The 11,774-nt window shown below is 32.5% G+C and carries 15 protein-coding genes and 3 pseudogenes; all 18 read right to left on the bottom strand.

Going from position 1 to position 11,774, the window contains the following annotated elements:
- Nucleotides 1–434: 434 nt before the first annotated feature.
- Nucleotides 435–1,403 (bottom strand): hypothetical protein, encoded by a 969-nt coding sequence (locus tag CQ058_RS29220; protein WP_002193418.1) that lies wholly within the window; start codon nucleotides 1,401–1,403, stop codon nucleotides 435–437.
- A 129-nt stretch (nucleotides 1,404–1,532) separates the two neighbouring features.
- Entirely contained in the window at nucleotides 1,533–1,874 is a 342-nt protein-coding gene (locus tag CQ058_RS29215; RefSeq protein ID WP_002193417.1) for a hypothetical protein, read from the bottom strand.
- A gap of 2 nt (nucleotides 1,875–1,876) precedes the next feature.
- Nucleotides 1,877–2,233 carry an EndoU domain-containing protein gene (locus tag CQ058_RS29210; protein WP_002193416.1) on the bottom strand — a complete coding sequence of 119 codons (357 nt, stop codon included), beginning with the start codon at nucleotides 2,231–2,233 and terminating at the stop codon, nucleotides 1,877–1,879.
- A 503-nt stretch (nucleotides 2,234–2,736) separates the two neighbouring features.
- Nucleotides 2,737–3,087 (bottom strand): DUF4064 domain-containing protein, encoded by a 351-nt coding sequence (locus CQ058_RS29200; protein ID WP_105590154.1) that lies wholly within the window; start codon nucleotides 3,085–3,087, stop codon nucleotides 2,737–2,739.
- Between the two features lie 78 nt (nucleotides 3,088–3,165).
- Nucleotides 3,166–3,420, bottom strand: a pseudogene (locus CQ058_RS29195) (hypothetical protein); the annotation flags it as partial.
- A 190-nt stretch (nucleotides 3,421–3,610) separates the two neighbouring features.
- On the bottom strand, nucleotides 3,611–4,423 hold the full coding sequence (locus CQ058_RS29190; protein ID WP_105590156.1) for a DUF3952 domain-containing protein: 813 nt from the start codon (nucleotides 4,421–4,423) through the stop codon (nucleotides 3,611–3,613).
- Nucleotides 4,424–4,629: 206 nt separating this feature from the next.
- A pseudogene (locus tag CQ058_RS29185) lies at nucleotides 4,630–4,892 on the bottom strand (lipase); the annotation flags it as partial.
- 29 nt (nucleotides 4,893–4,921) lie between these two features.
- On the bottom strand, nucleotides 4,922–5,731 hold the full coding sequence (locus CQ058_RS29180; protein ID WP_105590153.1) for a DUF3952 domain-containing protein: 810 nt from the start codon (nucleotides 5,729–5,731) through the stop codon (nucleotides 4,922–4,924).
- 51 nt (nucleotides 5,732–5,782) lie between these two features.
- The gene (locus CQ058_RS32035; protein ID WP_165690469.1) at nucleotides 5,783–5,929 is read right to left on the bottom strand and encodes a hypothetical protein; all 147 of its coding nucleotides are present in this window, start codon (nucleotides 5,927–5,929) and stop codon (nucleotides 5,783–5,785) included.
- Nucleotides 5,930–5,951: 22 nt separating this feature from the next.
- Entirely contained in the window at nucleotides 5,952–6,767 is an 816-nt protein-coding gene (locus CQ058_RS29175) for a DUF3952 domain-containing protein (RefSeq protein WP_105590152.1), read from the bottom strand.
- 51 nt (nucleotides 6,768–6,818) lie between these two features.
- Entirely contained in the window at nucleotides 6,819–6,965 is a 147-nt protein-coding gene (locus CQ058_RS32030) for a hypothetical protein (protein WP_165690469.1), read from the bottom strand.
- 22 nt (nucleotides 6,966–6,987) lie between these two features.
- Nucleotides 6,988–7,803: a DUF3952 domain-containing protein gene (locus tag CQ058_RS29170; RefSeq protein WP_105590151.1), complete on the bottom strand. Its 816-nt coding sequence runs from the start codon at nucleotides 7,801–7,803 to the stop codon at nucleotides 6,988–6,990.
- Nucleotides 7,800–8,078, bottom strand: a pseudogene (locus tag CQ058_RS32540) (hypothetical protein); the annotation flags it as partial. The pseudogene CQ058_RS32540 and the gene CQ058_RS29170, both read right to left, overlap by 4 nt.
- Nucleotides 8,014–8,214 carry a hypothetical protein gene (locus CQ058_RS29160; RefSeq protein WP_105590149.1) on the bottom strand — a complete coding sequence of 67 codons (201 nt, stop codon included), beginning with the start codon at nucleotides 8,212–8,214 and terminating at the stop codon, nucleotides 8,014–8,016. The gene CQ058_RS29160 and the pseudogene CQ058_RS32540, both read right to left, overlap by 65 nt.
- A 392-nt stretch (nucleotides 8,215–8,606) precedes the next feature.
- Entirely contained in the window at nucleotides 8,607–8,945 is a 339-nt protein-coding gene (locus tag CQ058_RS29155) for a DUF4176 domain-containing protein (RefSeq protein ID WP_000656386.1), read from the bottom strand.
- Between the two features lies 1 nt (nucleotide 8,946).
- The gene (locus CQ058_RS29150) at nucleotides 8,947–9,207 is read right to left on the bottom strand and encodes a hypothetical protein (RefSeq protein WP_000363076.1); all 261 of its coding nucleotides are present in this window, start codon (nucleotides 9,205–9,207) and stop codon (nucleotides 8,947–8,949) included.
- 64 nt (nucleotides 9,208–9,271) lie between these two features.
- The gene (locus tag CQ058_RS29145) at nucleotides 9,272–10,741 is read right to left on the bottom strand and encodes a lipase family protein (protein ID WP_103458521.1); all 1,470 of its coding nucleotides are present in this window, start codon (nucleotides 10,739–10,741) and stop codon (nucleotides 9,272–9,274) included.
- Nucleotides 10,742–10,764: 23 nt separating this feature from the next.
- Complete coding sequence (locus CQ058_RS29140) at nucleotides 10,765–11,607, bottom strand: DUF3952 domain-containing protein (RefSeq protein ID WP_002193514.1); 843 nt, start codon at nucleotides 11,605–11,607, stop codon at nucleotides 10,765–10,767.
- Between the last annotated feature and the right edge of the window lie 167 nt (nucleotides 11,608–11,774).

Here is an 11,774-nt window from a genome sequence, read left to right as displayed (position 1 = left end):
GCTTTTTCATACATTTCTAAGCTTGCTACGTCATATTGACTTAACATGCGCTTACCTAAAATTAGACAAAACAGAAAGATTTTCAGAATGCTATATTAAATAAATCTTGTTTTAAAAAGTAAAACCAATAAAAACATTAGAATAAATTATGATGCCTTTAAACATACTCTGACAAGCTATTCGGGATTTTCTCTTAGTAAATTTCAAAATTAATTCAATAGTAAATGACGAATTATCCAGAAATAAATTACCGTTAATCTCATATGTAAATTGCCTGGAACTTCATAAAAAGATTCTATAAAATGATTTGTATTTTGAAGTTTCTTGTGTCGAAAAATAACAAGTTTATGATCTTTTATAAGAGGATATGCCAAATAGCCTTGCTATATTTGATATTTTTAAGCAAGGCTACATACTAGTATGATTTTTTAAATTTAATTATTTTCTTCTAAGAAATTATAGAAAACAAATTCTCTTTTTTTATTTGTACCATGTAGAGAGTTCTTTTCTATTGCGTTATGATTTCTTCGTTCCCAATTTTGTTTAGATCTTTGTCCAAACATTTTTATAAAATGTGCGGGATTGCTATTTTGAGCTTCATTGTATTGGAACCATTGCACACATTCTTCAAAATCCCATCTAGCATAGCGGTCGATATAAGGTGGCATCCTTAAAGCAATTGTGTATGCATCCTTTTCACTAAGGTGATTTAGTTCTTGACTTAAAATGTAGTAATAAGCCTTTCTCTGATCCTCACTTAGATAGTCGTCTAAATCTTGTAATCTGTTATTCTTTTCTTTTAATTCACAATACGTATTTGATTTTGCTTGTTTGTTTGCGCTGAAAATATCTACAGAATTAGACGAGACTTGTATATCATTCTTTATATCTTCGTGATTGGCTACAACAGTCTTCTTAAAGAGCTTTTTACTTAGAAATTCAGTGAAAGTAGAGCATACATCAATTGCTACAACCCATTTTATCTTGAAGTATTCAATAATTTTTAAATAGTTGTTATGTATGGTTAAAATGTAAATTGAAGGGGCAATCTTACCGTGTCTTCGCACTCTAATTTGTTGGCATACTCCCAGATCTTGAAGCCATGTTAACACGTAGTTAATGACAGGTTTTGAAATACCTGATTTTTTGCTGATATGATCTTGCCTTACTTGGGAATATCCTTCTTGTACTAGGTACGATAAAACTGTTTCTAAAGCTTCATATTTTCTTTTGGTAAGGTAATCTTTTGTGGTAACACCTTCGTATTCTAGGACAATACTATCAATATAAGTAGTAACTTTCTTAATTGATTGATTTATGGCCCCAGGAGTTTTGGATAAATGATTGATGTGGGGACTTAGTTCCGCTTTTGCTCGACTAAGCAAAAAGTTTTGCAACAACACTGAAAAAACCTCCTATTTTTTCCACCGCAAATAAAAAGGAAAAACAGAGGTTTTATATTCACGTAGTAAGCAACATTTTGATTTTTATTCCATTTGAAATAACTTAAAACACATCCCATTCTATAAGATTCAGTCTATCGTTTTGAACCTTTCAGAAATTTTGGATTTCCATATTAACATAAGTTCTTTAAATTGCTCTGTCTCCATTTTATTTTCATTAAGTTCGTCATTTGTAAAAAAATGCTCAACAATTGTCTCATCTTTTTTTATTAATACACTTGTAGCATTTAATTGAATTTCAAAGTCCTCACATGAACCATTTAAAACTTTTTCAATGTCTTCAATATACTCATCTAATTCTTTTACTGTAGCAATATCTTCTATAAAATCAGCAAAAAATTTCACCTCATCTGGTAATTTAATCCTTAATATATTAAGATGATCTCTATAAAAACTATATATATATTTCATTTTTAATCTCCTTTATAAATCGGGTATGCGGTAGCAATTGAGCCATCCTTATTTAAATACATTTCAATTATGACTCCAGATTTACTTTGTCCAGAATATTTATAATCTCCAATGCGTTTTTTAGTATTAAATGCCTCATCAATAGCTTTTAGTACTTGAACACGATCCCATTCTTTTGGAAAGAAACTTGATGTTGCTTTTTTCTTAACCCCATCAATCTCTACTTTTGCACGATAGACCCCATTTGTATCCGGCTTTGTCTCTGTACCCGGAACAATCTTTCCACCCATCATACTCTCATGATGATACCCAACTGCTCTCCCACGTTTATTAATTTCCCCATGATAAATGTGTTTCATTGTATCAGTATTATATTTACCCGTAAGGAAATTTTAAGAACCAACTTCCTAGTCCCAATCCATATAAAAACTCACCTTTAGCTTTTTTTGTCCACAATCTGGACAATCTAGAACTTCACTTTGATTAATATCGATTAAAGGCTTTGACGGCATTTGAGTATTACATCGAGGACATGTATGAATGTTCGTGTAAGATTGGGTTCCTGATTTCATATGTAAATGTACTTTATTTAATAGGTAACAACACTTCTGACAAACATATAGACCGTCGTAGCATTCAAAAGACGTTTCCTTGTTATTAATAAATTCGCTGATGTATTGCCGACCTTCTTCTTCCTCATACCATTCTAAAATCGAACTCAAGTTTATATATCTAAATCCAATTCCTAAAAAAACATTTTGATTGTAAGAGCAATGTCCGCAGTTCAAATTACAAGCTACTCCCATAAATCTCAAATACCTCTCTTGTCCAGTTTAGTTGAATTCATTAGTCAGTTATTGTTTTAATTAGTCTCCTGTTTTAAAGATCTAAATGCAAATGCACCTGAAATGATTTGTAAAACCACTGGAAGGAATAAAATAAAAAAACCTAAAAACAATGAAATTATACTTAATACAATCATGCAAATACCATAAGCTATATTATTTATTTTGTTAACACAACAAGCTAATACTAATAGGCCTATTTGAATAATTAAGGCGATGCTAGAAGTAATGATAATATATTCTGCAATACCTCCAGAACTAGTATTAGAACTTGTGTAGGAAATACAACCAATTACAATAAATAAAGAAAGTAAGAGTCCTAAGATTCCTCCGATTAAGCCGATTACAAATTCTACAGTGCGTTTCAAATTACAATACCACCCTTCAAAAATATTATTTATATTAGCCCTTTTATATTTACCATGATTTTGGAATTGCTAAATATTTTATTTAGATTCTAATTTTAAAGGTCGAAACGCAAATCCACCAGAAATAATTTGAAGAATTACTGGAATAAATAAAAGGAATAATGACATAACCAATGTTACTAATGGAAGTAATATCATACAAAGTCCGTAGACTATATTGTTAACCTTATTTACTAAACATGCTAAAACTAATACAAATACTCTTGTAAACATATTTTCCGTCTTTATCAACTTGTTGCAGTAATATAGGATCAAATTATATGCCACTTTCTCTTAATCTATTCATCATTTGTTCATCCAATATCGGCTTTGCTTTTCCTTCTCTTACAAGGTTCAGCAAAACCACAAATCACCTTGATCGTACTGCTTTACCGCAAGATCCTCTTTCCCCCAATCAGAGCGTACTTTTAAACTTTTAGTAGGTTTCACATCCTCAATCATATTACCTCTTCTCCCTTCCCGATTATTTATTATTTTTGTACTGTGCTTTATAATCTACATATTCTTTTTTTGCATCTTGATTATTACTTTTTTTGCTCTCAAAATATGTGTGTATCTGCGATAGATATTCTATTAACTTTCCTTCATCATTCTTCTTGTTATAATTCATAACAATACTTACTTCCAACATCTGCATTGGACCATTTGCGGAGTCAAGATGAAGCACAATTGTCGCCCCACCATATTCATCATATTGTATTTTTAGCTTGTCATTAATAATATTTTGAAATTCTGATTCAGTTAAGCTATATCCAACTGTTTTAGGTTGATCAAATTTTTTTGTATCATCACCTGGCTTCATTTTTAATTTTCCTATTCCTTTTAAACGATCCACAATTAAGTTAACGTAAGAAACATCAACATTGGAATCACTTTGTACCTGCCCATTTTTATACATAATACTTGTACTATAAATGGTTTCGTTTTTATAATTTTTATTTGTCTTTTTTTCATTTATTTTATCTACATCAGTAGCAATTTCTTGTGTTGTATCGCCATATAAACTTTTATCTTTCGTATTATATACACCTTCTGTAGTTTGACGAATTGTTTTACTGTGCTCCCCATCTTCTTTTTGCTCGTACATACTGTATATACCTCTTTGTGTCACATGTGCATATCCATCATCACTCGCAGACATTACCCTCTTCATATCCCCTTCATCTAAAGCTTTTACAAATGGTTCATAGTCAATCTTCGTTTCTCCTAAACTACATCCGCCTAATAAAGACGCGACTATCGTCATAATGATCATCCTCTTAACTTTCTTCTTCATACTGTCACCTCGTTCGTTACTCTTGGCATGTTTGATTATGTTTCCTTTTACATAATAATATACTTCATCTTTTCCTAAAGCTGGTTCGTTACTTACATACTTGATGTTGAAAATGCTTTGGTCGTTTAGAGGCATTGCGATGATTGCTGTTGTTAGTTTACTTCGCATTTTCATTGGCAATGCATCTCTGTTTCGGTCCATATAGTCATATATGATATTACAATTTCTCCTGTGGTCTTATCTTTAAAAGCATATGCTGCAAATCCTGTATTTTCATCTACTTCATGATATATAAGCTCTGCATTAAAATTCGTTTGTAATCTATCTGTATTATCTTGTTCGGTTGAATTATTATACGGATCTCTCCAGCTTGATAATCATATATATCCTTACCAGCTAGCCTCAATTTTCCCCAATCAGTAGCTACTTTTAACCTTTCAATTGGTTCCTGTTTCTCATTATTCTCCATACTAGGTTATCTCCTTTCTTAATTATTTATTATTTTTTATACTGTGCTTTATAATCTATATATTCTTTTTTAGCGTCTTTATTGTTATCTTGTTTTCTATTAAAATATGTTGTTATCTGTAATGCATATTTTAATAAATTCCCCTCATCGTTCTTTTTCTTGTAGTCTACATAAATACTTAATTCCAGTATCTGCTTTGGATTTTTTGCGCCGTCAAGATGAAGCACAATTGTCGCCCCACTATATTCATCATATTGTATTTTTAATTTGTCATTAATAATACTTTGAAATTCTGATTCAGTTAAGCTATATCCAACTGTATTAGGCTGATCAAACTTTTTGATATCATTGCCTGGCTTCATCTTTAGTTTCCCTATTCCTTTTAAACGGTCCACAATTAAGTTAACGTAAGAAACATCAACATTAGAATTACTTTGTACTTGCCCATTTTTATACATAATATTTGTACTATAAACGGTTCCTTCTTTATAATTTTCGTTTGTCCCTTTTTCCTTTTCATTCTCTATATCAGTAGTAAATTCTTGTGTTGTACCTCCATATAAACTTTTATCCTTCGTATTATATACACCTTCCGTATTTTGATAGATTCTTTTAACGTGTCTTCCATCTTCTTTTTCCTCATACGTACTATATATACCCCTTTGTGTCACATGTGCATATCCATCATCACTTGCAGACATAACCTTCGTCATATCTCCTTCTTCCAAAGCCTTTACAAATGGTTCATACTCAATTTTCGTTTCTCCAAAACTACATCCGCCTAATAAAGACGCAACTATCGTCATAATAATCATCCCCTTAACTTTCTTTTTCTTCATACCATCACCTCATTCGTTACTCTTGGCATTTTCAGTTTAATTACGTTTCCTTTAACAGAATAGTTTACTTCCTCTCCCATTAAAACCGTAAATATCCTTCCCTGCTAATTGTAATTTTCCTTCGTCGGAAGATAGATTAACTTTCCCCCAATCAGAGCGTACTTTTAAACTTTTAGTAGGTTTCACATCCTCACTCATATTACCCCTTCTCTCTTCCCGATCATTTATTATTTTTGTACTGTGCTTTATAATCTACATATTCTTTTTTGGCGTCTTGATTGTTATCTTGTTTTCTATTAAAGTATGTGTGTATCTGTAACGCATATTTTAATAAATTCCCCTCATCGTTCTTTTTCTTGTAGTCTACATAAATACTTAATTCCAGTATCTGCTTTGGATTTTTTGCGCCGTCAAGATGAAGCACAATTGTCGCCCCACTATATTCATCATATTGTATTTTTAATTTGTCATTAATAATACTTTGAAATTCTGATTCAGTTAAGCTATATCCAACTGTATTAGGCTGATCAAACTTTTTGATATCATTGCCTGGCTTCATCTTTAGTTTCCCTATTCCTTTTAAACGGTCCACAATTAAGTTAACGTAAGAAACATCAACATTGGAATCGCTTTGTACCTGCCCATTTTTATACATAATATTTGTACTATAAACGGTTTCTTTTTTATAATTTTCGTTTGTCCCTTTTTCCTTTTTATTCTCTATATCAGTAGCAATTGTTTGTGTTGTGTCTCCATATAAACTTTTATCTTTCGTATTATATACAACTTCCGTAGTCTGACGGATTGTTTTAACGTGTCTTCCATCTTCTTTTTCCTCATACGTACTATATATACCTCTTTGTGTCACACTCGCATACCCATCATCACTCGCAGACATAACCTTCGTCATATCTCCTTCATTCAAAGCCTCTACAAATGGTTCATACTCAATTTTCGTTTCTCCAAAACTACATCCGCCTAATAAAGACGCAACTATCGTCATAATAATCATCCCCTTAACTTTCTTTTTCTTCATACCATCACCTCATTCGTTACTCTTGGCATTTTCAGTTTAATTACGTTTCCTTTAACAGAATAGTTTACTTCCTCTCCCATTAAAACCGTAAATATCCTTCCCTGCTAATTGTAATTTTCCTTCGTCGGAAGATAGATTAACTTTCCCCCAATCAGAGCGTACTTTTAAACTTTTAGTAGGTTTCACATCCTCACTCATATTACCCCTTCTCTCTTCCCGATCATTTATTATTTTTGTACTGTGCTTTATAATCTACATATTCTTTTTTGGCGTCTTGATTATTACCTTTTTGACTATTAAAGTATGTGTGTATCTGTAATGCATATTTTACTAAATTTCCCTCATCGTTCTTTTTCTTGTAGTCTACATCAATACTTAATTCCAGTATCTGCTTTGGATTTTTTGCGGCGTCAAGATGAAGCACAATTGTCGCCCCACTATATTCATCATATTGTATTTTCAGCTTGTCATTAATAATACTCTGAAATTCTGATTCAGTTAAGCTGTATCCAACTGTATTAGGCTGATCAAACTTTTTGATATCATCGCCTGGCTTCATCTTCAATTTCCCTATTCCTTTTAAACGCTCCACAATTAAGTTAACGTAAGAAACATCAACATTGGAATCACTTTGTACCTGCCCATTTTTATACATAATATTTGTACTATAAACAGTTTCTTCTTTATAATTATTATTTGTACTTTCTTTCTTTCTATTATCTATATCAGTAGTAATCTCTTGTGTTGTATCTCCATATAAGCTTTTATCTTTCGTATTATATACACCTTCCGTAGTTTGATAGATTGTTTTACTGTGCTCTCCATCTTCTTTTTCCTCATACGCACTATATATACCTCTTTGAAACACATGTGCATATCCATCATCACTCGCAGACATAACCTTCGTCATATCCCCTTCATCCAAGGCCTTTACAAATGGTTCATACTCAATTTTCGTTTCTCCAAAACTACATCCGCCTAATAAAGACGCAACTATCGTCATAATAATCATCCCCTTAACTTTCTTTTTCTTCATACCATCACCTCATTCGTTACTCTTGGCATTTTCAGTTTGATTATGCTTCCTTTTACATAATAGTATACTTCATCTTTTCCTAAAGCTGGTTCGTTACTTACATACTTGATGTTGAAAATGCTTTGGTCGTTTAGAGGCATTGCGATGATTGCTGTTGTTAGTTTACTTCGCATTTTCATTGGCAATGCATCTCTGTTTCGGTCCATATATTCATGATGCCCAGCCAAGATAAAGTAGATGCCTACTGCACGAGATGAATCTATTAAAGTTGCTGCCGCTCCATTTTGCTGATTTCACATAACTTTTTAGATCATTACTTTTATCATAAGATGTACGTAGCGCCTCTTGAATTGCTTTGGAATATTGAACGGCTTGCTGTAAGTCGCTATCAATAATCTCAACTTTCCCCATCTTTCTCACTTCCCTTCTGCTGCTTTTGCATTGGCCTTATCTCTGTAATACACGTACCGATCATAAGGCACTTGTCTAGCTGCCGTTAAACTAGACTTTTTCTTTTCTCTTCTTTTCCATACATTTCTTAGCTCGGCCCATCTCTTCTCGATTTGAAACGTACTGGGCTGCAGCATCTAGTGTTTTAAAATTTCGTTACTGTCGGATGTGTTTTACATTTTTAGCACTTATTTAATTTAGCTAGTTATTCTTCAATTGCATAAATACAAAAAAATGACCTCGGATCAATATCCGAAGCCATTTTTAACCTTATATTCTCAAGAACCTTTTTGTAAAACCCTTCATTTTATATGGGTACAGTTCAAATATAGAAAGGGGAAGGCTTATAATTTTTATTCCTTCGTTTCAACTACCTGATCTGTCTGCTCTTTTTTCTTTGTTTCAATTACCTTTTCTACAAACTCATTACGCCACATTTTAAATTTAGAAGCAAATTGGCCTTCAATTTTGTTTCGGTATCCCTCAAATTGGACTTGTACAATATCTGAATGATTAAAGAGTTTATATGTTTCTTCTGTCAAGCCTAATGGATATAATACTCCTCCATAATCATAGAATGTTGTATCATCCAATAATATCCCTCTTGTTGTAATAACATAATCTGCATCTTCATCAGAACTTAATCTTACTACACTTCCTAATGGTAATACCTTCTCCATATAATCTTTCATATTAATTAACCGTCCCTTTTAATGCATTAATTTTCTCTTCTATTTTTTGCCGTTTTCTTTCTAACTGACGAATTCGATCCATGAATGCATCTCGTGTTTTCCCATTCATATGTGTATCAATACTGCTCTCTAAATTTCTAATATCTGTTGTTAAAGAAGCTGCAGTATTTTCAAGTTGTTTCACTACACTCAATATTTGATCTCGCCCGCCGTTATCCGAAAATGTACTATGAACTTTACTCATAATCAAATGCAAATCCATAACATTTCTCCTTACTTATATATTCTATAAATATCCGAAACTTCCAGACTACTTTTAGAACCCTTTAATAATATGCTACCGCCCCTAACTCTTCGTCTTTTGCCATCATGGAAGTAACTGCAGAGGAAACATCCTCATTTAATTGCCTTAAATCTTTTGCTAGCTCCTTCACATCTTTAGAAATTTCACCAAGCAATGAACGATCTATGCCTTTTCTGCTATCGTTCATAAAGAGATTAAGAAGTGATTGACGATGGCTTCTTATATGACTTTCTACAACTGCAGTAATATTTGTATCCATGACAAAATCACCTTTAAACACATCCACAATATCTTTCAAAAGAGATGGTGCTACTTCTCTTGCGATTGCCATAATTTCACCTGGGTTCAAATACACCATAAGAGCTCCCACAAAAACATCTATCGCTGCATTAAAGGCTGCTTTTAATACTTCTAACACTTTCTCTTTACATGTAGCTAACTTTGTTTCAATCAAATCAATTGCTGCATCTACCTTACTTTTAATTTCTATGCTAACTGCCATACTAAACTTAATGGCTTCTGTTATAGCTGTTGACTTTATACTTTCTAATTTATCAGCTATATGACTAAAATCTCCTGCAGTCATTAGTACAACTAGTAATGCGCCAACTGGTGTACCATTTACTACTATGTCTACTATAGCTTCTTCCTTTGCACTAATATCTTTTTTCCCAGTAAGGCCCTTATACAACTTTGCTGATGCCCCTGACAACTCTAAAAAACCTGGAATCCAATCAAGCCCCGTATCATTTCCGGCTTTAAGTTTGTCTAAACGTAAATTGCTATTTCCATCAAAGTATTCACCTTTAGGAACATAGGAATGTCCTTCTCCGTTCAGCATCATATACACTTTTCCAGGGATAACAAAATCTGCTACTTTTATGGCATTGTACAAAGGATCATTTTCATTTACAATAGTGCGGTTATTCTTCATATTGGAACCGTCACCGTATTTGTCAACATCCGTATCCAATACAGGTGCAGGATTTAAAGTTAATACAGGAATATTATCCTTTTGGTTTCTTAATGCAACTGTATTTGCTATTCCTCCACCCAATGAATGTCCAGTTAACGTTATATTACTATTTTGTCCATGATTCCTCTTAACTCTTTCATAAAAATCTACCCCCATATCGTACTGCCTAGTGGGAGCGTCTGTATTAAACAAATTATTAAGTCCAATTGACGCATCTGCCCATACATCTGGAGAGTCAATCCCTCCAATACCAAAGTATGTTTGACTTGGCTGCGTTCCTACATATGCTATTGTAATTTCACCTGTATCATTATCTTTAAGCGCATAAGCACCGAATCCAGTGATTTGATCATCTTCAAAGTCTATGATTCTACAATTGAATGTACTTTCTAATTTTTCTCGGTTTATTTTCGCTGACTTACTATCATATTCTCCTTCTCTCCCATTAAAACCGTAAATATCCTTCCCTGCTAATTGTAATTTTCCTTCGTCGGAAGATAGATTAAAACGCCCCATAATTAACCTCAACCCATTCCTAATTATTTATTACTATTGAATTGATTTTTATATTCTAAATATTTCGTTTGTGCATTTTGAGTATTTTCTTCCTTACCATCAAACCCTACTAATATTTGTTGAATATGTGTTAATATCTTTCCTTGATCATTTTTTTTCTCATAATCCACGGATATCTTTAATTCATCTATTTCCATAGGCTTTTCTTTTAAATCTTTAGCCTGGTTAAAATAAATAACAATTGAAGCTGTACCAAATTTGTCATATTGCAAATGTAATTTATCATTAATAATTTGTTGAAATTGCGACTCTGTTAAATTATACGAAATTCTATTCGGTTCATCGAACCCTTGTCTATCATCTTTTGGCTTTAATTTTCCAATTCCTTGTAAACGATCTATAATTAATTTAACTGGTAAAACATCAAGATTTGGAGTTGAGCTTTGTACTTGTCCATTTCTATACATGAAATTCGAACTATATATTTCATCCTTTTTATATTCATCATCTTTATGCGTTTGATTAGCATTATTTATTAAGTTTGTTGTAGTTTGCTTTGTAGTACCATATATATTTCTTTCTTTCAAAAAGTATATTCCATCTGTTGATTGATATAGTCTTTTAGTATAAGTACCATCCTCTTTTTCCTCCATAACAGATTGTATACTTTCTTCTTCTACATGCGCATACCCATCATCACTCGCAGACATTACCGTTTTCATATCTCCTTCATCTAACGCCTTTACCAATCTTTCATACTCAATTTTTGTTCCTGTTTGAAGCTTTGTTTTAGATGAACCACATCCGCCCAATAAAGACGCGACTATCGTCATAATAATCATCCCCTTAACTTTCTTTTTCTTCATACCATCACCTCATTCGTTACTCTTGGCATTTTCAGTTTGATTATGCTTCCTTTTACATAATAGTATACTTCATCTTTTCCTAAAGCTGGTTCGTTACTTACATACTTGATGCTGAAAATGCTTTGGTCGTTTAGAGGCATTGCGATGATTGCTGTTGTTAGTTTACT

The sequence above is a fragment of the Bacillus sp. MYb56 genome, assembly GCF_002976445.1.
GTDB lineage: Bacteria > Bacillota > Bacilli > Bacillales > Bacillaceae_G > Bacillus_A > Bacillus_A mycoides.
Note: the sequence above shows the minus strand (reverse complement) of the source record. Positions and strands in the feature narration are given on the sequence as shown.

Bases quoted from the DNA above. Each gene is read 5' to 3' on its own strand.
- CQ058_RS29215 (WP_002193417.1), bottom strand. From the start codon at position 1,874: ATGAAATATATATATAGTTTTTATAGAGATCATCTTAATATATTAAGG.
- CQ058_RS29210 (WP_002193416.1), bottom strand. From the start codon at position 2,233: ATGAAACACATTTATCATGGGGAAATTAATAAACGTGGGAGAGCAGTT.
- CQ058_RS29190 (WP_105590156.1), bottom strand. From the start codon at position 4,423: ATGAAGAAGAAAGTTAAGAGGATGATCATTATGACGATAGTCGCGTCT.
- CQ058_RS29180 (WP_105590153.1), bottom strand. From the start codon at position 5,731: ATGAAGAAAAAGAAAGTTAAGGGGATGATTATTATGACGATAGTTGCG.
- CQ058_RS32035 (WP_165690469.1), bottom strand. From the start codon at position 5,929: ATGAGTGAGGATGTGAAACCTACTAAAAGTTTAAAAGTACGCTCTGAT.
- CQ058_RS29175 (WP_105590152.1), bottom strand. From the start codon at position 6,767: ATGAAGAAAAAGAAAGTTAAGGGGATGATTATTATGACGATAGTTGCG.
- CQ058_RS32030 (WP_165690469.1), bottom strand. From the start codon at position 6,965: ATGAGTGAGGATGTGAAACCTACTAAAAGTTTAAAAGTACGCTCTGAT.
- CQ058_RS29170 (WP_105590151.1), bottom strand. From the start codon at position 7,803: ATGAAGAAAAAGAAAGTTAAGGGGATGATTATTATGACGATAGTTGCG.
- CQ058_RS29160 (WP_105590149.1), bottom strand. From the start codon at position 8,214: ATGGGGAAAGTTGAGATTATTGATAGCGACTTACAGCAAGCCGTTCAA.
- CQ058_RS29155 (WP_000656386.1), bottom strand. From the start codon at position 8,945: ATGAAAGATTATATGGAGAAGGTATTACCATTAGGAAGTGTAGTAAGA.
- CQ058_RS29150 (WP_000363076.1), bottom strand. From the start codon at position 9,207: ATGGATTTGCATTTGATTATGAGTAAAGTTCATAGTACATTTTCGGAT.
- CQ058_RS29145 (WP_103458521.1), bottom strand. From the start codon at position 10,741: ATGGGGCGTTTTAATCTATCTTCCGACGAAGGAAAATTACAATTAGCA.
- CQ058_RS29140 (WP_002193514.1), bottom strand. From the start codon at position 11,607: ATGAAGAAAAAGAAAGTTAAGGGGATGATTATTATGACGATAGTCGCG.